Consider the following 18,690-nt stretch of genomic DNA (forward strand, 5'->3'; position numbering starts at 1 on the left):
TGTTAACCGGGAGATAAAATCGTTTTCATATTTTCTTATTTTTATGAACAATGTAATATACCAGTGAAATCCACAAAACTCATTATAAATAAAATCCTGAACAAAAATATTTTAATAGTAGTATGTACATATAGAATTGATAAAAATGGTTGGCATAAGCGAATTGTCAAAAGAGGTCTCCAAGACAACCGGAACGACACAGAAAGTTGCCAGAGAGGTAATAAAGGCTTTTCTGGACAAAATTGTGGACGAAGCAGACAAAAAACAGAAGATAAACCTTGCAGGTTTCGGAATCTTTGAGAGAAAGACGCAGAAAGCAAGAAGCGCCAAGAACCCTCAGACAAGGAAGGAAATAAAAGTCCCCCAGAAGGAGAAGTTTGTTTTCAGACCTTCAAGCAAAATAAAATACAAGTGATCTTTTAACTATAAAATTTGAAAACTATTTCCATAAAAATTTTATTTTAAGTTTTCCGGATTCTCAATATCTCAGGTATATCTCTCCGTTTCTCAAATCCTGTATGCAGGAACTTCCTGCCAGGGCTACCTGAAGATTGAGTTCCGAAAGGAGTTGATTCATATATGTCTCCACTCCTCTTTGTCCTGCAACAGCTAGACCGTAGCAGTAAGGTCTTCCAACGAGAACTGCAGATGCACCCATGGTTATTGCCTTCACTATATGTGATGCGTGCCTTATTCCGCTGTCAAACATGAGTTCACCCTTTACATCTCCATTCTTCCATATTTCATAGAGCGCATCAATACTGGCTATGGCCCCATCCACCTGCCTTCCCCCATGATTGGATACAACTACTGCCTTTACGCCCATGCTGAAAGCCTGATTTACATCGTCAATATGAGTTACACCCTTTAGAATTACAGGAAGTTTCGTTATGGATATGATCTCTTTAAGATCATCCCATGAGAAGGACGGATTCACATAGATATCTGAAAATTTCATTATGGCGGCGGACATATCCTCTGAAGGTTTCCTTTCAAGAAGATTTAAAAACTCAGGATCTGAGAAAAAGTTTGCAAGTCCGTAGCCCTTTAGAAATGGAAGGTAACTAAGTTTTAGATCTCTTTCTCTCCACCCCAGCATTGTGGTATCTACAGTTACTATTAGTGCGCTATAACCAGATTTTTCTGCTCTTTTTATGAAACTTTTCATCACTTCCTTATTCTTCCCTGGATAGAGCTGGAACCATCTTTCACCATCTGGAACTGCGATGGCAACCTCCTCTATGGATTTTGATGAAACTGTACTCAATGAGAATGGTATACCAGTGTTTCTTGCAGCTCTGGCGATTGCAATTTCTGCCTCTTCATTGATTATGGATGTTACGCCAATGGGTGCCAGTGCAACTGGAAATTTATGTTTCTTTCCGAGGAAATCTGATGAAAGATCGCAGTTTTCAACATTCCTTAAATATCTTGGTCTTATGCGATATCTTTCCATTGAGGTTTCATTTTCCCTTTCTGTGGATTCCGATCCTGCTGACCCCTCAAGATAGGACCATGCCTCCTGGCTCATTTTTTTCCTGGCTTCTTCCTTCCAGTCATTTATGGATACAGGAAGATCAGAATTCTCGTCCAGCCCAAGGTATCTCTTTACCTCAAAGTCAACTCCAAGATTTCCCATACGTATCCTATGATCAATATCATATGATATTTAGTGGTTGTCCTGATTTTTATTTATCCTGCCATAAATCCCATTCCAAAATTGAAATCCCCATTTTTGAATTCCTTAAGAATTTTAATTGCCCGAAAAATATTCTGTTTTCGGATTGTAAAATATATTTTGAAGATATTGATTAACTGTAGATTCCAAGCTTTTCATTCGAAGGAGTATGAGATGGATCTTCATAAATCGGATAATGAATGCATTTCCATAAGGAAAGGAAGAATTTTCGAAGACGCAATCATGGATACTTAAGGTTTTTAAGGATCAACTAGAAGTGTCATATTGCCAAGTGAATTAACTGTAATATGATGATTTAAACATTTCATAATATGTTCATGGATGAAAATTTTCCGTATATTCTCTTCTGCTCACGGGATTAAAAATGATGATTATCACGAATACCATTTAGATAAACACATATACTATTTTGTATTTCACGGAAGTAAGGGCGCGTGGCCAAGCCTGGATATGGCAACAGCCTCCTAAGCTGTAGATCAGGGGTCCAAATCCCCTCGCGCCCGTACTGTTTATTCCATTCTTGGAGCAAGGAGAAACTTCACCTTCTTTTCACCGGATGTCATTGGAAATTCCAGTTCAAGAACAAGTGGATAGTCGTTGTTGAAGGATATTCTCAGATTTTCTGCTGTTCCTACTGATTTTAGTATCTTTATCAGATAGTCGGAAGGATAACTGCTCTTAACCTCACCATTTGACTTGATTTCAAGATACTGTGTTGAATCTATTCTTAACTCTGCATCTTCAGAATCGCTCTTTGATGATATTGTAAAACTGTCCGGAGTTAAAATGAATTTAACTGAATCCCTAACATCTGCCGCTGCCTTAAGACCCCGATCGAACTGACTCTTGGGGATAACAACAAAGTTTTCAGGATTTACAGCGGGAAGCTTTGGAGGATTTATATTTCCATATTCCAGAAGGGCTATGCTTTTACTCAGATTGCCCATGGAAAATTTTACCTTTCCGGAGCCTGGTGTAAGTGTTATGTCATCCGATGAACTCCCTAGTTTGATGACACTCCTTAGTTTTTCCATGTCTATGGGGAGTTCAGTCTTCTCTGAAACATCGTACTCCTGGAAATTTTTAGCGCTTACAAATAGATCAACCATTGCAATTCTTGCACTGTCTATTGCCCTTATGTGCAATCCGTCCTGCTCGAATTCGAACTTTGCTTCATTTGTAATGGATCCAATAATATCAGATATTTCCTTGAGTCCACCAATTGTGGTTACTACCTTCATATATGCCCATGCATCATGGTGGAAATAAATGTTTTCAATTATGATCAAAGAGTGTGATCAGATATGGTAACAATAATAATTTAATTAACTACATCTTATACCTTGTCATGCATTTGAACAACCAGGCACCAGAATGGTATGCCTTAGGGGTGTCTGTTAGGCTGGACTATTCCATATTTAACATACTTTCAGGTGTAGATTATACAATGCGTTCTGTCATAATATCAGATGGAGAAAACATAAAAGTTATTTCCTACATCCCGGAAAATCTCAAAGAAATTTCGAAATTTTCCATATTTTTAAGATCCATAAACGCAAAGGAACTTAATGGAGTTTATGTTGTATCTTATGAAGACAGGAATGATCCGAAACTGATGTTTTTCAACAAACTTGTTAATATTGAAGGTGTCATAATAACGCAGGTCTATTCCGACAAAGATGGTTTTCATCTATACTGCAAGTTTCCTGTATTTCTGAATCATGAGATATCCAAACTTATAATAGAGGCCTGCAGTTCAATACCGAATCTGGAGGTTGAACAACTTGCCGATGTAAAAAAAATAAAACCGTTTAAGGTTACGGAACTTGACAGGGATATATACAGAATTGAGTTACAGGCTTCCTACGAAGTGCCAGAGGAGTGCGAAGGTGAGATCGAAACTGATAATTTGAGAATGGACAGAGTGATACTATTAGGACAACTTTCATGTAACTCTATTCCTGGATGTCTTGCAATGGAAAAGGAAATCGGGTACCTTCAGAAATATGAGATGAAGTGCACTCTTTCTGATATTCTTCTCGCCATGGTAAGGGAAAATATTCTTACCTACAGAAGAGTATTAAGGATCAAAAACAGAAAGATATCCATGGAGATCGTGACACCGAAGAACAATATAAACACAATCCTGAAGATAATTTCTGATCTGGACAGAGGCAGTGTAGAGATAATTTCCATAGGAAAGATAAAGTGGGATTTCAACTCATGAGTAGGGCTCAAAATATCTAAATAAAGGTGAACAATGAGTTGCTGGTAAGACCTGATGACCATTACTGATGAAATGTTTAAATTTCTGAATATAAGGAGTTATGATGATCTTTTTTCTGACATACCTGAAAGTGTAAAGAGACCTTTGAGGGGGATAGGAAAGGGAAAAAGCGAAATGGAGATAACTCTGGAAAGTGAGTACGTAGGAAACCAGAACAGATGGGATTTTACAATTTTACTTGGACTGGGTTCCTATGAGAGGTACATTCCGGCAGCTGTGAGTAATATTATAATGAGAAATGAATTTATTACCGCATATACCCCATATCAGGCAGAAATATCTCAGGGAATGCTTCAGGCACTCTTCGAATATCAGAGCATAATATGCGATTTAACAGGTATGGAAGTTACAAATTCGTCCATGTACGATGGTCCGAGTGCACTTGCTGAAGCTGTAAGAATGGCTTACAGGATTAATGGAAAGTCCAATGTTCTTGTTCCGGAAAACATTTATAAAAATCATCTTGAAGTGCTGAAGACATACACAACGGGACTTCCGATCAAAATTTCCCTTTACAGCGTAAACAGCGATGGTACAATTGATCTTGAAAGGCTGAAAGAAATGATCAGTGATAACACATGTGCCATTGTTACATACAATCCATCCACCTTTGGAACCCTGGATCCCAAGGTTACGAAGATACAGGAAATAAAGGGGGAGGCCATGCACATTGCATATTACGACCCAATTTCCCTTGCAATCCTATCTTCCCCAGGGGAATATGATGCAGATATAAGTGTTGCTGAGGGACAACAGCTGGGTATACCCATATCCTATGGTGGCCCCTATCTTGGCCTCTTTTCATTCAAGGAAAAGTATGTAAGAAAGTCCCCTGGTAGAATAATAGGAGAGACTGTGGATGTAAATGGAAAGAGGGCCTATGTTATGACACTGCAGACCAGGGAGCAGCATATTAGAAGGGATAAGGCCATGAGCAATATATGTACGAATCAGGCTCTTATGGCACTTGCCTCCTCCGTTTACCTTTCGGTTCTTGGAAAGAATGGTCTGGAATACGTTGCTTCAAAGACCATGGAGAATAGCAGAAAACTTGCCTCAATTATTGACAGCGTCCACGGTTACAGAACAAGAAAATCATCAAATCCTTACTTCTCAGATATTATGGTTGATGTTGATGCCTCTCCTGAGGCCCTTTTTTCCTATCTTCAAAAGAATGGAATCCTTGGAGGTTATCCTGCAAATCTTGCCCTTGAAGGTCCCCCATCAGGAATGGGAAGAAGTGTCTTCTTTGCAGCAACTGAGATGACAAAGATGGAAAGTCTTGAAAAACTAAAAAAGGTAATGGAGGTGTTCTGATGACATATCACCAGGCAACCTATGACGAGAAACTTCTAAATGAGATCAATTCGGGAAACACGTTCTCATCAGAGAAAATAAACAGACCCGATATACCTGAGAATCTGAAGAGGAAAAACCTGAATCTGCCTGACATAACTGAATACGATGTAATAAGACACTACGTGCATCTTTCACAGATGAACTATGCTGTGGATACAGGCTTCTATCCACTTGGATCATGCACCATGAAGTACAATCCAAAATTTGCTGATAGAATAGCAAATGACCAGAGATTCACAAGGATTCATCCTTTAACATCTCCGGAATATGCGCAGGGAGAGCTGCAGGTAATGTATGAATTGCAGGAATTTCTCAGAGTAAGTTCGGGAATGGATGCAGTGACACTGCAGCCCCTTGCGGGTGCACAGGGCGAATATACGTCCATGCTTATTGTGAGAAAATACATGGAGAGCATAGGTGAGGAGAAAAGAAATGAGATCATAATTCCCGATTCGGCCCACGGCACAAATCCTGCATCGGCCGCAATGGCCGGATTCACCACAGTGGAGATACCTTCCGGGCAGGATGGTAAAGTGAATATGGATGCTCTCAGGGATGCAGTGGGAGAAAGAACTGCTGCCTTTATGATAACAAATCCTAGCACACTTGGCGTATTCGAATCCAACATTCTCGAGATTGAAAAGATAGTTCACGGTGCAGGGGCCCTGCTCTATTATGATGGCGCCAACTTCAACGCCATTCTTGGGGTCACCTCACCCGGTCTGATGGGATTCGATATGGTTCATTTCAATCTTCATAAGACCTTTGCAACACCCCACGGAGGTGGAGGACCTGGTGCAGGACCTGTTGCCGTGAAGGAAAAATTAAGGGAATTCCTTCCTGTGCCTGTGGTAGTGAAGGAGGGCAGGAAATACGGACTGTACTATGGATACAAAAACAGTATAGGCAAGGTTGCAGGCTTCAACGGGTCCTTTATAAATCTTCTCAGGGCATGGGCCTATATGAAATACAAGGGTGATGATGGTCTCACGGAGAATACAAAGAAGGCCGTATTGAATGCAAATTACATGGCAAAAAAACTGGAAGGTATTCTTGAAATACCTTCAAAGGGCCTGAAGAAGCACGAGGTTGTGGCATCTACAAGGAATACAGGAAAGAGGGCTCTGGACATTGCCAAATATATTATAAACAGCGGTGTCCACGCCCCTACCATATATTTCCCCCTTATGGTTCCGGAGGCCATGATGATTGAACCCACAGAAGATGCAAGTATAAACGATATGGATAAATTTGTAGATCTGATAAAAGAGGCAATCGCTGTTCCTGATGAGGAACTCCACAGGATGCCTGAGAATCTCTCCATTGGAAGAGCCGATGAAGTGAGAGCAGCAAGACTGATGAAACTGCACTGGTAGGGTTTCAGGCGGTCTTGAATTTTCTCTTTTCAACCTCGTAAATTTCAGCATCGTGCCACAGGGTATTTATGGCCTCGTCAATGTCAGAATCAGGTATATTTCTCTTTCTGAACTCTGCCATTATTTCATTGTAAGATATTCCTCCAAGGGGATCGAATCTTCCTATGAAGGAAGCCACCTCGTCCTTTATCCTGATTACATTTTCCGATGGCTTTGCACTGTTAACTGAAATTGCTATTTCCTCCAGTTTCTGGATATCATATGATCCGTAGATCTTCTGGGATTCCATAACACCCTTTGCCTCATCCTGACTGAACCCTTTTCCCATGAGGGATTCTATACTTGCCTCCGGATTGTTTCTTACCTCCCTTATGGCCATTATTCTTCTCCTCAGAAGGAAGGAAGTTCTGGATATCCAGTAATCAACCGATTCTGAACTTACCCTGGTTACACTTTCAGGATTTATATTGACGTAAAGTTTTCCCTCATCTGTTCTGAAGAAACTTGTCCTTCCCATTGTCATTATTTCGTCTCCAACCTGAACCTTTGATATATCCTCCTTCACATTCTGATTGAAATCCTTTGAGAAGAATGTAACATAGAATGCACCTGTTGGGTCTGCCACGGTCATCTTTGTCATATCCCCCTCTTCAGTCTTTGCATTCAGTTTTCCGCAGAAAAGTACCCTCCTTCCCATGGATCCGCCTGGTGTTATGAAAAACTCCCTGCTGTATTCCCCATCCCCTTCGCTTATGGTGGAATTGCACTCTCTCATTTCAGATGAAAATATCCATCTTGCAGGCTCTCTTCTCTTATCGCTCATAGAAACTCCTCCTCCTGTATCCTGTTGATCTTTGCAAGGTCCTCCTTACCCAAACCTCTTATTTCCGTTGCCTTCATGCTTAGTCCCTGGGTATTTTCCCTTATATTGCCCCTTATGACAAGTGCATTATGCATGAGGCTATTTTCCAGTTTGTCCTTAACTTCTTTTCTTAAGGGTGGCCTCTTTTCGTTGTTCAGATATGTCTCATCTATTCCGATTATTTTTTTAAGTGGTTCCAGGCCTGAACTCACCTGAATATAGTCAGTGCCGTCATCTACAGTAAAATAGACAAATATATCGTATTCCAGTGGGGATTCAGGATGATCGGGGCATCGTATATCGTCAACCTTCTTTTTGCACTCCCTGCACCTTGATATTAACCCGGATTTTTCCCCCATGCTTATAATGAAACCGCTTATCATAACGTCGCCCACAGGATGTTTCAACTCTCTGAGGTATGTAAACTCAGGTTCCTCAGATATCTGTAGAGTGATATATTCAACGCCCGTTTTATCTGAAACGTTCAGTCTGTAATAACCATTAAACTCATCCAGTCTTGCACCTTCAAGCCTCACTCCTTTTCCTGTTTTCAGCTGCATCCCAAAGGACGACAATCCGATTGAACCCGTCTGATCCTTTAAGGTGTACTGGTATATCTTCTTCTTTTCCCCATCCTTCTCGTAATCCCTGACTCTCTCATCCTTCAGTATACCTTCCACTGTGACAAACTTGTCCCTTATGTTGAGATCTTTGATACTGTAATATCTGTAACTTCTCTTCACTTCCATATTCTCAGTGAGAAATTTGAACTCTGTCTTCTGATCGAAATATATTCTGACCTTATCCTTGAATGTTTTTGAATAACACCTTCTTATTTCATATACGTCCTTTTCTCTCACTGTTGAAGGAATTGACCATGCTGTATAGGGTAATACACCAGTGTCGTCACCTAATAGACCGTAATGATAGATCAGTTTTCCCTTTGAAGTCTCAGTCTCCTTACTGGATATTGATAATATTTTGGCCTTTATGTTCAGTTCCAGTATATCTCCATTTATATCAGAAATCTTGGTTAACTTTTCCTCTGGCATCCTATTCCCAATTCCATAAATGTTATAGACTTATCGATTGTATATGGCCACAATAAAAATAGATTAAATATTATCTGGTATTATAGTCTCGGAAGTGTAGATTATTTGATAGGCATAATAGGTGGAAGCGGAATTTACAATCTGATTGAGGTTGAAGAAAGCAGAATTATTGACACTCCTTACGGTGTTCCATCTTCAGAAGTTGAAATTGGCAATTTTCGCGGAAAAAAGGTCGCCTTCATACCAAGACACGGGAAGAAGCATAATATTCCTCCCCATATGGTGAATTACAGGGCAAATATATGGGCCCTTAACAGTATTGGTGTTAACGAAATTCTTGGTATTAATGCAGTGGGATCCCTGAACGAAAAGATGGCACCTGGAGACGTTGTTATTCCTGATCAGTATATTGATTACACAAAAAACAGAAAGCTGACGTTTTATGATGGCCCTGATGTTGTCCATATATCTTCAGCAGATCCATTCTGTCCCAGAATGAATGAAGAGTTATTCGCTTCATCAACCAAATATGGAAAAACACATAAGGGTGGTACCTATATGGTTATTGAAGGTCCAAGATTTTCAACGAGAGCAGAATCCAAAATGTTCAAGCAATTTGCCGATATTATAGGAATGACCCTTGTTCCAGAAATTAATCTTGCAAATGAAATGGCAATGTGCTATTCCATGATTGCAACCGTTACAGATTATGATGTATGGTCAGAGACTCCCGTAGAGGCTTCAGAAGTGATCAAAATACTGAAAGAAAATGAAGAAAAGACAGAAAAGATTGTGGAAGACTTCCTTTCTACACACAAAGAAGAGAGAACATGTGACTGTTCAAAGAGACTAGATGGTGCGAGGTTATAGAATTGATGAAAATTAAGTTTTTAGGAGGAGCAGAGGAAGTGGGAAGACTGGGAATAATAATCGATATGGATGGAAAGAGATACCAGATCGATTATGGAGTTATACCGGAAAAACCCCCCTTATTTCCAATGCCCCCGGAAGAGATAGACGGTCTGTTTATTACACATTCCCATCTTGACCATATTGGTGCTATGCCAATGTATTTTCAGGACGAGGGTGTTGAAGTTTTTGCAACAGAGATGACTGCAAATACCACGAGGCCCATGCTGAATGACTCCATAAAGGTGACAGCCCTTGAAGGTTACGTGGAAAGGTTCAACAGGGAGGATGTGGAAAGCATGTATACCATGATGAACGTGCTGAAGTATGGGGAGAAGATATCACTTGATGATACAGTCATAACACCATATTCGGCGGGCCACATACCAGGATCAACCATGTGGAAGTTTGAAAACTCCGATGAAATCATGATCACTGGTGATCTTTACACCAGGGATTCCAAATTACTTACCGGTGCAAAACCCAGAAAAACAAGGAATCTAATTATAGAGAGTACTTACGCCGGAAAGAACCACGAGGAGAGGGAGGAGGTAAGAAAGAGACTGAGAGACAGGATATCTGAAGTGGTTGAACATGGCGGGAAGGTTGTTTTGCCATCCTTTGCTATGGGCAGGATGCAGGAGCTCATAATGTCCCTTTACGATCTGCCATACAAGATTGCAACCGATGGAATGGGAAACCTTATCACAAGCATATATCTCAATACCCCTGGCTATCTGAGATCGGAAAAGGAGTTCAGAAAGGCTGTGGCACGTGTTAAGGAGGTAAGGGGAAGAAAGATGAGAGAGCATATGGAGGATGTGGATATTATAATATCAACATCAGGTATGCTTGACGGAGGACCTGCTCTTGGATATATTGAAAAATACGTTCACGATCCCAAGAGTGCCATATTTATGACGGGATACCAGGTTGAGGGTACCAATGGAAGGAATCTCATGGAAAAGGGCACCCTGAACATATCCGGTGCAGAGATTAAACCTGATATGCAGGTTGAATTTTTCGATATGTCTGCCCACGCTGGCCATGATGATCTTGTACAGTTCATAAAGGAATGCCAGCCTGAGAATGTCATACTATGCCATGGTGATCAGAGGGAAGCAATCGTTGATGATCTTGCAAATTATAATGTGATTTTACCATTTAACGGCAAGGAATTCAAGATTGAGTGAGAACAGACTATTTTAAATAAAATTGATACCATATTTTTTAAAAATTTCACTTAAATATTCAGGGAAAGAACTGCATCTATTATGAACTGAATCGCAAAACCTGCAACGAAGAGACCAAATATTCTGGTTATGGCCTTCATGGACTTATCCCCAAGGGCTCTGGATATTGGTGTTGCGAACCAGAAGAGTATGAATACTACTATGAATATGGAAATAACCGATATTATGGTCAGAATCATGGATGTCAGGCTCTGTTTTGATAGTATTATGACGAGAGAAATTGCGCCTGGACCAGCAAGAAGGGGTGTTGCAAAGGGAACTATGCCGAGATCAGGATTCTTGAAGGTCTTTCCTGTTGACTTGGGCCTGTCCCCTTCCCTGACCATCTCAACTCCCATTATTAGAAGAATGATACCTCCCGCAATCTGAATGGCCATTATGGATATTCCCATAAGATATAGAATGGTGGACCCTATGAGAGTAAATATGACAAGAATCATTGTTCCATAGACGAAGGCATCCTTTGTTGCAGTCCTCTTCTCCTGTTCAGAATAGTCAGATGTCATGGCAAGAAACAGAGCCATGGTTCCAAAGGGATCGATTACAACAAATAGGGGAAAAAATATCTTGATGAAGGAGAGGATGGTATCCATAAACACCCATTGCAGAACTATATAATAGTATTGTGAATTTAAATATGATTTACGGAAATATGATCAAAAACAATTTAAGTGATTCAATACTATATTGAAGATATCTATGGGCGTTGAAATTGATCTAAAGGGCAAGGTTGCAATTGTTACAGGATCAAGTTCCGGCTTGGGAATATCCATTGCTGAGTATCTTTCAATGGCAGGAGCATCAGTTGTAATAAACTACAGAAAGGAAAAGGATAAGGCTGACGAAATAACACAGAAGATACTGGCCAGCGGAGGAAAGGCCATATGCGTTCAGGCCGATGTTTCCAATATAGAAGATGTGAAGAGACTCTTCGAAACGACCGATAAGGAACTGGGTCCGGTGGATATACTTGTAAACAACGCAGGTATTGATGGAAAGAGGCAGATGGTTGGAGATGATGATCCAGAGGAGTGGGGGAGGGTCATAAGCATAAATCTTCTAGGGCCTTACTACTGTGCAAGGGAAGCCATAGTGAGAATGAAGAAAAAGAATGGTGGCGTGATCATAAATGTAACTTCCGATCATGAATTTGTTCCGTGGTCAGGTTATTCAGCCTATTCAAGCTCAAAGGCTGGCCTGTCCATGTTCACAAAGACCCTTGCACAGGAGGTTGCTGAAAATAATATAAGAATTATTTCTGTTGCACCAGGAGCCATTAAAACACCGATCAACAGGGATGTCTGGGGAAATCCTGAGAGCCTGAAGGATCTGCTGAACAAGGTAGCAATGCCAAGGCTTGGTGAAGTGGATGATATAGGGAAAGCGGTGGCATTCCTGTGCAGTGATCTTGCATCCTATATAACAGGAGTTACACTTCCGGTTGATGGTGGCATGCTCCTCTACCCTGATTTTAAACACGGTGGATGATCCAATTTTTCCAATTTCTTTTTGACACAAAAATTGTGGATTCCTTTTTTGTATGCATGGATTATGACAGAATATGAAGAGAATTATAGTTGTTGGTGGGGGTTCAGGAGGCGTAAGTGCAGCCAATAGAATCTCTCAATCATTGAGCAGGGAGATATCAACCGGTGCCGTTGAATTGATGCTTATAGATGGAAAAAAGAATCATTTTTATCAACCAGGCTTCCTGGAAGTACCCTTTGACATACTGGAAAAGGAGGAAACCCACAGACCCATGGAATACATGCTTTCAAAGAGAATAAAAAGGGTTGAAAGGAATGCGAAGAGGATAGATCTAAAGGAAAGGAAGGTCTATCTTGAGAACGAATCCATTACATACGACTTCATAATAATCGCAACGGGTGCTTCCTACAGCTATGAAGAAATTCCTGGTTTAAGGGAAAACACTGAAGACACCTATTCCCTTGAAAGATCCCTGAGTTTGAAGGATAAGATCGAAAACTTTCGTGGAGGAAAAATTGCTGTGGGTGTCTCTTCCCTTCCCTATAAGTGCATGCCTGCTCCATTGGAAACCGTATTCCTTCTGGACGACTACCTCAAGAAGCAGGGCCTGAGGGATAAGACATCAATAACATACTTTTTCCCGCTTCCAATCCCTTTTCCTGGAAAACCAGTTGTGCCTAAACTGGAAAAAATGCTCAAGGATAGAAATATTGAAACAGAACTTTCCTTTGTTCTGAAAAGTGTGGATGGGGCAAATAAAGAACTCATATCTAAAGATGGTGGCAGGATTCCCTATGATCTTGCCATTGTTGTTCCCCCTCACAAGGGCACTCAGTTGATCTTCGATTCTGGAATAGGAGATGAAAGGGGCTGGATACCCGTAAACAAATTTACCCTGGAGATTGAAAACGCACAAAACGCCTATGCCATCGGAGATGCAACAAACCTTCAGGTATCCAAGGCAGGATCAGTTGCGGATGCTGAAGCCATTACGGTATCCGCGAGGATAGTGTCACAAATAAAAGGTGAAAAAGCCAGTGCGACCTATGACGGTACCGGAGGTGCAATATTCCTGACAGGGTTGAACAGGGCGGGTATGCTGAGTTCTAACTATAACAGACCCCCAACCTTCTATAAGGATAGTAACTGGTTTTATATGCTGAAGCTGATTTACAACAAGGTTTACTGGACAATGACTGAAAAAGCTGTTCTTTCGGAGGTGAAACAATGAGCAACGAAAAGACAGACAGTGTAATGGCAAAATTGACATCTGACGAGAATGCACCTTACCTTAACTCCATAATGGAAAAACTTCCTCTCCTTGATTCAATCCTGGACAATATTCAGGAGATGAATAGCAACGGTACACTCCAATCCTTAATGGGTCTTTTAACTGTGGTTGGAAACATGGATAAAATTCTTGATGAGCAGATGATATCAGGTCTCGGTTCAATTCTCAATAAGATTCTTGAAATTGTTGAAGTTGCTAACCAGAGCGGAACAGAAAATCTTCTAAAGGCAGTTTTTGAAGGGATAGATAAGGGATATGAACAGACAGATGAAGTTAAGGGAATCATGGGTATTTCAAGAAAGCTTAAGGATCCTGATATAGCTAGAGGCGTACAGATTGCTTTCTCCATTCTCAAGGAGATAGGGAAGAAAAATTAAATTGAAAACTTAAATTGAACTTCTATATTAATTTTCATGATATTTTTCAAATTCTGCAGACATAAAGAATAGATGTTGTATGTTCCATCACATATAAGTAAAACAGGTCAGGAAAATAATATTGAAATAGAAAATGTTAAAATATCCATTATAGATATTCTCAAAGGTTCCTTAGGTGTCAGTAAACAAGATGAGGAATGAGGTAATATAATGAATACCCAATAGAATATGAAATATTGCCAGATTGCGAGTAACTGCATTTGATCTACTGTGGGATGATTCCTGGGAACGTTAGAGTACGAGGTAAGAATAACAATGAATGAAGCATTTGAAATATTCAAAACGTTCTTTAACCAGAAATATGGAAAATCTTTGGTTATTAAGGGGAGTCCAGGTAGTGGTAAAACGACATTTTCCCTCGAACTGGCGGCTAAGCTTCTTGAAACACAGCCCATTCACTATCTTTCGTCCAGATTTACAGATGAACCACTTAAGGAGAACTTTGACTTCATTGATAAAATCTCATACAGAATGAAACAGCGAGAGAGTGAAGGTCAGAGGGACCTGAAATATGTAAGTACAGATTCCCTTAAGAAACTTGAGGGAATAATTGAACAGAATAACATGAAGAATGATTCCGAGTTCAGTGGGGGACTTGTTTTTGATATAACAGAAGTTATACCGGAGATAGATGAAATATACAGATTTGTTGAGAGGAATATAGACAAAGGTCCGGTTATAATTCTGGACTCAATTGAAGCTCTGGCCGAAAAATATCACATTGATCCAACGCTCATATTCTCCGTCTTTCAGAATGACCTTGTGGAAAAAAGTGGCGCAGGACTTGTTGTTGTTCTGGAATCCACAGGGAATGAAAAACTTGAGTACTACTCCGATGGTGTCATCTCTTTGAACAGCAAGATCGTTCAGAACTATCTTGTGAGGAAGTTGCGAATAGAAAAACTGAGGGGAATTTCCATAGGTTCGCTTCCCATATATTCATACACACTTCTCAATGGAAGGTTCACCATATTCGATTCGCTCTATCTTGATTACCCCAAAAAGAAAATAGGAATGCCATCCGCAGAGGAACAGGTTCAGCACAAGGTACCTTTGGGAAACGAAGAGATCGGAAAACTTCTCCCACATGGTGATACAAGTGTGGATCTTGGTTCCATAGTTCTTTTCCATAGAAATACCATATCTGACAGGACCGAGATGGCCGTAAATCTTGTCAAAAACACTCTTATAAGAACAACCATTGCTGATGGGAGAGGTGCCATGGATGTTTCATCAAGCAGTTATGAAACACTGAAGGTTATGATGTCCACAACTGATCCTGATTATTTAACCCACTACATTACGGCAGAAAAGACAAAGAGGACAAGTCAGTTCATAATAAATCTGGAAGGAAAGAGCATTTTGCAGGATTTCCCAATGGAAGTAATTGAATTCTTCATGGCATCCTCAAAGAGGCCAAATGTGTATATATTCTCCACTGATTTCCTGAACTTTACCTATGGTGAGAACTTTGAGGGTGAACTTCTAAGCCTGATCAACGAACTCAGGGTTACCGGCATAATTGTGATAATTTCCGACGACAACTATTACAGAAAACTGAGTCATTATGCATATCTGACAGTTCATTTCATAGATGTGGAAGGTTGCATATATCTGAATACAGGTTCCAACGATCACTTTGCCATTGAAACAATAACAGACAAAAATGGATGGACAAATTACACACTTACAAAAACTGTATGAACGCTTAATGGAAAATAATTTTTTGTGAATGACCTTTTAATAGAGGTTAGTATTTCTTCATTATGTATCCGGAAATGAGATTCAGAAGGCTGAGAAGGAATGAAAGGATTCGAAGCCTTGTGTCAGAAACGTCCATATTAAGGGAAAAACTGATTATGCCCGTATTTGTTGATGAAAATATCAGCGAGCCAAAGGAGATCGGAAGCATGCCAGGTATATTCTCCTATCCCATGAACAGCCTGGACTCCTATGGCCTGCACCTGAAAAATATTGGAATAGAAAACGTTCTTCTCTTTGGTGTCCCTTACACAAAGGATTCACAGGGATCCCAGGCATATGATGAAAATGGTGTTGTTCAGAGAGCGATTCCCTATTTCAAAAAGCACGGTCTTCTTGTTATCTGTGATCTCTGCATGTGTGAGTATACAGATCATGGTCACTGTGGAATAGTAGTGGATGGGGATGTTGATAATGATACCACTATTTCATACTATGGAAAAATTGCCGTAAGTCAGGCCAAAGCCGGGGCAGATATAATTGCACCATCGGGCATGATGGACGGCCAGGTAAAAGAGATAAGGAGAGCGCTGGACGAGAATGGCTTTGAACATATCCCAATAATGGCTTATTCTGCAAAGTATGCATCCAGCCTTTATGGACCATTCAGGGATGCTGCACAGTCAACCCCCTCTTTCGGAAACAGGAAGACGTATCAGATGGATCCGGCAAATATAAGGGAAGCCATGAGGGAAATCGAAGAGGATATAGAAGAGGGTGCAGACATGATAATGGTCAAACCTGCACTTTTCTATCTTGACGTTTTGAGAGAAGCAAGGAGAAGATTTGATCTGCCGCTTGTTTCCTATGGTGTGAGTGGAGAATATTCACTCATTATGAATGGAATCAAGGAGAAACTCATATCCGAGAGCAGCATTGATGAATATCTCACATCCATATTCAGGGCAGGTGCAGACATGGTAATTACATATTTTGCCCAGTATATCTGCGAAAGAATGAGTTCAAAATGAAATAAGGAAAACTGCCATTTGTAAATTATGTAAATTTCAATAAAAATAAAAGCATGATTTGTGATTTGGCATTTTTATTTTTGATGTGCCTTGTGCATCAAAACCAGAAAGAATGAGATATTAATTCATCATGAAAGAGTTGTTTACATTGATTGATTATTTAAAAACGTGAAATGGTAAAATGGATCATACATTTATCATGAAACTTCAAATGAAAGAGAGGAGCCATAGGAGAATTTGAAATAGTCAATTATGCTGGAGAAACACTTTCCAAAACTAAAAGCTTATAAAAAGTGTTAATCGAGTTTACCGTCAGGGTATATAAACCAAGTGAAAAAAATAGGTTGACCGGTCGATGTTATAACCAATTAGGAAAAATCTAATTCAAAAAATAGTTGTTGTTTTTATTCGTAAAAACAAAATAATTTATTGTGAATATTTACCTGAACTTGTGTTTAATTGAAGAAAACATATTATACTCATTTGTGATAATCACGGGTTTCAGAAAAACTAGTTAGTATGGAAGTCAAACAATTTGAAATCTGACCTCAGTAAATTCATTATTTTGTTTCAGAAAAACTAGTTAGTATGGAAGTGTGTCTTCGTCTTCTGTTTCCTCTGGCTTCCATTCTGTCCGTTTCAGAAAAACTAGTTAGTATGGAAGGATGCTGAGAACCAGAAGCTTCCTGTTTCTGCTGCGGCTGTTTCAGAAAAACTAGTTAGTATGGAAGGAACTTAAAATAATGACTCCACGATTCGTAGAAAATAGTTTCAGAAAAACTAGTTAGTATGGAAGTTTCTTTTACAGGATTTTCCTTTATAGAGGAAAATCCAGTTTCAGAAAAACTAGTTAGTATGGAAGCGATCAAACGAATAACACAGGGTCAAATGAGGCTATCAGTTCTGTTTCAGAAAAACTAGTTAGTATGGAAGAGAAGATCATTAGTGACCCGCAGCTGTTCTTTGATACCCTGGTTTCAGAAAAACTAGTTAGTATGGAAGATTAGTAAGATCGAGATTTTCTTCTTTAAGCAACCTCTCTGTTTCAGAAAAACTAGTTAGTATGGAAGACTTTTCAATACTTTGTTTTTCCTTATTTTTAAATGCCTGTTTCAGAAAAACTAGTTAGTATGGAAGTATATTTCATTCTTACAGATGAAGTAAACAATATAGCAGTTTCAGAAAAACTAGTTAGTATGGAAGGATCCCCTGAAGTTCATACTTCAGATGATCTAACTCTGTTTCAGAAAAACTAGTTAGTATGGAAGTTCTTTCCAGAATTATGCCTGAATCTTACTTCCCCTCCTATGTTTCAGAAAAACTAGTTAGTATGGAAGAACTCATACATCTCGAAGTAACCGGACACCATTACATTAGAGTTTCAGAAAAACTAGTTAGTATGGAAGGCAATCAGACTGAGCAAAGCACGAATGGGAAGCCAGTTGTTTCAGAAAAACTAGTTAGTATGGAAGGCCATTTTTCTGTTTCCATCTTTTACCACCTTTTAGCTTTCCTGTGTTTCAGAAAAACTAGTTAGTATGGAAGCCTCTCCTGATGAAGCAGCTCAAGGGATTTGGCTCTGTATCAGGTTTCAGAAAAACTAGTTAGTATGGAAGAACCACGTGACGATTGCACAATTCTTGGAGGTTTAGGTGGTGGTTTCAGAAAAACTAGTTAGTGTTCAAAACACACCAAATGATCAATCCTTCCTTAAGGGAAGATTTCGATTGATATCCTAGGTCCATGATGTAAGTAACAATGGAAAATTATGAAAATTTTAAGATATTGTCTATTTCCAACATAGTGTCCCAAATGTTGTGTATTTATAAAGGATACCTCCTTTGGAACATTTCCTTAATCTCATCAATGCATTTATAATATCCTCTCAATGATCTCATAGACCATTTGTCATTTATCTCTGCTGCCCTCAGATAAATGATCTTCA

16 protein-coding genes, 1 tRNA gene and 1 CRISPR repeat array are annotated in these 18,690 nt (G+C 39.7%); of the genes, 12 read left to right on the top strand and 5 right to left on the bottom strand.

Annotated features, from left to right (window positions below):
• Nucleotides 1-139: 139 nt before the first annotated feature.
• Nucleotides 140-415 (top strand): HU family DNA-binding protein, encoded by a 276-nt coding sequence (locus ACNF42_RS02735; RefSeq protein WP_504434009.1) that lies wholly within the window; start codon nucleotides 140-142, stop codon nucleotides 413-415.
• Nucleotides 416-478: 63 nt separating this feature from the next.
• On the opposite strand, the gene ACNF42_RS02740 is transcribed toward ACNF42_RS02735, so the two are convergent.
• The gene (locus ACNF42_RS02740) at nucleotides 479-1,639 is read right to left on the bottom strand and encodes an alpha-hydroxy-acid oxidizing protein (protein ID WP_443338709.1); all 1,161 of its coding nucleotides are present in this window, start codon (nucleotides 1,637-1,639) and stop codon (nucleotides 479-481) included.
• Nucleotides 1,640-2,127: 488 nt separating this feature from the next.
• On the opposite strand from ACNF42_RS02740, the gene ACNF42_RS02745 reads away from it, so the two are divergent.
• Nucleotides 2,128-2,202: transfer RNA gene (locus tag ACNF42_RS02745), tRNA-Arg, on the top strand.
• A gap of 6 nt (nucleotides 2,203-2,208) precedes the next feature.
• On the opposite strand, the gene ACNF42_RS02750 is transcribed toward ACNF42_RS02745, so the two are convergent.
• Entirely contained in the window at nucleotides 2,209-2,940 is a 732-nt protein-coding gene (locus tag ACNF42_RS02750) for a hypothetical protein (RefSeq protein WP_443338712.1), read from the bottom strand.
• Nucleotides 2,941-3,047: 107 nt separating this feature from the next.
• On the opposite strand from ACNF42_RS02750, the gene ACNF42_RS02755 reads away from it, so the two are divergent.
• From ACNF42_RS02755 to gcvPB, 3 genes are read left to right on the top strand one after another with little or no spacing between them, the layout of a single operon-like run.
• On the top strand, nucleotides 3,048-3,926 hold the full coding sequence (locus ACNF42_RS02755; protein WP_443338713.1) for a hypothetical protein: 879 nt from the start codon (nucleotides 3,048-3,050) through the stop codon (nucleotides 3,924-3,926).
• A 54-nt stretch (nucleotides 3,927-3,980) separates the two neighbouring features.
• Nucleotides 3,981-5,303 carry an aminomethyl-transferring glycine dehydrogenase subunit GcvPA gene (gene gcvPA, locus ACNF42_RS02760; RefSeq protein WP_443338715.1) on the top strand — a complete coding sequence of 441 codons (1,323 nt, stop codon included), beginning with the start codon at nucleotides 3,981-3,983 and terminating at the stop codon, nucleotides 5,301-5,303.
• Nucleotides 5,303-6,721, top strand: coding sequence for an aminomethyl-transferring glycine dehydrogenase subunit GcvPB (gene gcvPB, locus ACNF42_RS02765; RefSeq protein WP_443338717.1), 1,419 nt, complete (start codon nucleotides 5,303-5,305; stop codon nucleotides 6,719-6,721). The genes gcvPA and gcvPB overlap by 1 nt, the downstream gene beginning before the upstream one ends.
• 4 nt (nucleotides 6,722-6,725) lie before the next feature.
• Here the strand turns inward: gcvPB and ACNF42_RS02770 are convergent, their stop codons facing one another.
• On the bottom strand, nucleotides 6,726-7,544 hold the full coding sequence (locus ACNF42_RS02770; protein ID WP_443338719.1) for a hypothetical protein: 819 nt from the start codon (nucleotides 7,542-7,544) through the stop codon (nucleotides 6,726-6,728).
• Nucleotides 7,541-8,635, bottom strand: a complete 1,095-nt coding sequence (locus ACNF42_RS02775; RefSeq protein WP_443338721.1) for a hypothetical protein — start codon at nucleotides 8,633-8,635, stop codon at nucleotides 7,541-7,543. Before ACNF42_RS02775 ends, ACNF42_RS02770 begins: the two co-directional genes overlap by 4 nt.
• Nucleotides 8,636-8,740: 105 nt before the next feature.
• On the opposite strand from ACNF42_RS02775, the gene ACNF42_RS02780 reads away from it, so the two are divergent.
• Together ACNF42_RS02780 and ACNF42_RS02785 are read left to right on the top strand one after the other, a co-directional pair.
• Nucleotides 8,741-9,505 (top strand): S-methyl-5'-thioadenosine phosphorylase, encoded by a 765-nt coding sequence (locus ACNF42_RS02780; protein WP_443338722.1) that lies wholly within the window; start codon nucleotides 8,741-8,743, stop codon nucleotides 9,503-9,505.
• Nucleotides 9,506-9,510: 5 nt separating this feature from the next.
• Nucleotides 9,511-10,737 (top strand): MBL fold metallo-hydrolase, encoded by a 1,227-nt coding sequence (locus ACNF42_RS02785; protein WP_443338725.1) that lies wholly within the window; start codon nucleotides 9,511-9,513, stop codon nucleotides 10,735-10,737.
• 50 nt (nucleotides 10,738-10,787) lie between these two features.
• Here the strand turns inward: ACNF42_RS02785 and ACNF42_RS02790 are convergent, their stop codons facing one another.
• Nucleotides 10,788-11,390, bottom strand: coding sequence for a MarC family protein (locus ACNF42_RS02790; protein WP_443338727.1), 603 nt, complete (start codon nucleotides 11,388-11,390; stop codon nucleotides 10,788-10,790).
• 106 nt (nucleotides 11,391-11,496) lie between these two features.
• Here ACNF42_RS02790 and ACNF42_RS02795 point away from each other — a divergent pair, with 106 nt between their 5' ends.
• The 5 genes from ACNF42_RS02795 to hemB all read left to right on the top strand — a co-directional run bounded on the left by ACNF42_RS02795 (nucleotide 11,497) and on the right by hemB (nucleotide 16,745).
• On the top strand, nucleotides 11,497-12,285 hold the full coding sequence (locus tag ACNF42_RS02795; protein WP_443338730.1) for a glucose 1-dehydrogenase: 789 nt from the start codon (nucleotides 11,497-11,499) through the stop codon (nucleotides 12,283-12,285).
• Nucleotides 12,286-12,358: 73 nt separating this feature from the next.
• A complete protein-coding gene (locus ACNF42_RS02800; protein ID WP_443338732.1) occupies nucleotides 12,359-13,516 on the top strand; it encodes an NAD(P)/FAD-dependent oxidoreductase in 1,158 nt (385 codons plus the stop codon).
• Nucleotides 13,513-13,953: a helical membrane plugin domain-containing protein gene (locus ACNF42_RS02805; RefSeq protein ID WP_443338734.1), complete on the top strand. Its 441-nt coding sequence runs from the start codon at nucleotides 13,513-13,515 to the stop codon at nucleotides 13,951-13,953. The genes ACNF42_RS02800 and ACNF42_RS02805 overlap by 4 nt, the downstream gene beginning before the upstream one ends.
• A gap of 315 nt (nucleotides 13,954-14,268) precedes the next feature.
• Nucleotides 14,269-15,717 (top strand): gas vesicle protein GvpD P-loop domain-containing protein, encoded by a 1,449-nt coding sequence (gene gvpD / locus ACNF42_RS02810; RefSeq protein WP_443338737.1) that lies wholly within the window; start codon nucleotides 14,269-14,271, stop codon nucleotides 15,715-15,717.
• Nucleotides 15,718-15,779: 62 nt separating this feature from the next.
• Complete coding sequence (gene hemB / locus ACNF42_RS02815; protein ID WP_443338739.1) at nucleotides 15,780-16,745, top strand: porphobilinogen synthase; 966 nt, start codon at nucleotides 15,780-15,782, stop codon at nucleotides 16,743-16,745.
• Between the two features lie 498 nt (nucleotides 16,746-17,243).
• Nucleotides 17,244-18,431: a CRISPR direct-repeat array (repeat unit 28 nt; unit sequence GTTTCAGAAAAACTAGTTAGTATGGAAG).
• Nucleotides 18,432-18,690 lie beyond the last annotated feature (259 nt).

It is taken from the genome of Cuniculiplasma thermophilum (genome assembly GCF_052315355.1).
Lineage (GTDB): Archaea > Thermoplasmatota > Thermoplasmata > Thermoplasmatales > Thermoplasmataceae > Cuniculiplasma.

Bases quoted from the DNA above. Each gene is read 5' to 3' on its own strand.
- ACNF42_RS02770 (WP_443338719.1), bottom strand. From the start codon at position 7,544: ATGAGCGATAAGAGAAGAGAGCCTGCAAGATGGATATTTTCATCTGAA.
- ACNF42_RS02775 (WP_443338721.1), bottom strand. From the start codon at position 8,635: ATGCCAGAGGAAAAGTTAACCAAGATTTCTGATATAAATGGAGATATA.
- gcvPA (WP_443338715.1), top strand. From the start codon at position 3,981: ATGACCATTACTGATGAAATGTTTAAATTTCTGAATATAAGGAGTTAT.
- ACNF42_RS02805 (WP_443338734.1), top strand. From the start codon at position 13,513: ATGAGCAACGAAAAGACAGACAGTGTAATGGCAAAATTGACATCTGAC.
- ACNF42_RS02750 (WP_443338712.1), bottom strand. From the start codon at position 2,940: ATGAAGGTAGTAACCACAATTGGTGGACTCAAGGAAATATCTGATATT.
- ACNF42_RS02790 (WP_443338727.1), bottom strand. From the start codon at position 11,390: ATGGATACCATCCTCTCCTTCATCAAGATATTTTTTCCCCTATTTGTT.
- ACNF42_RS02795 (WP_443338730.1), top strand. From the start codon at position 11,497: ATGGGCGTTGAAATTGATCTAAAGGGCAAGGTTGCAATTGTTACAGGA.
- gvpD (WP_443338737.1), top strand. From the start codon at position 14,269: ATGAATGAAGCATTTGAAATATTCAAAACGTTCTTTAACCAGAAATAT.
- ACNF42_RS02755 (WP_443338713.1), top strand. From the start codon at position 3,048: ATGCATTTGAACAACCAGGCACCAGAATGGTATGCCTTAGGGGTGTCT.
- gcvPB (WP_443338717.1), top strand. From the start codon at position 5,303: ATGACATATCACCAGGCAACCTATGACGAGAAACTTCTAAATGAGATC.
- ACNF42_RS02740 (WP_443338709.1), bottom strand. From the start codon at position 1,639: ATGGGAAATCTTGGAGTTGACTTTGAGGTAAAGAGATACCTTGGGCTG.
- ACNF42_RS02800 (WP_443338732.1), top strand. From the start codon at position 12,359: ATGAAGAGAATTATAGTTGTTGGTGGGGGTTCAGGAGGCGTAAGTGCA.
- ACNF42_RS02785 (WP_443338725.1), top strand. From the start codon at position 9,511: ATGAAAATTAAGTTTTTAGGAGGAGCAGAGGAAGTGGGAAGACTGGGA.
- hemB (WP_443338739.1), top strand. From the start codon at position 15,780: ATGTATCCGGAAATGAGATTCAGAAGGCTGAGAAGGAATGAAAGGATT.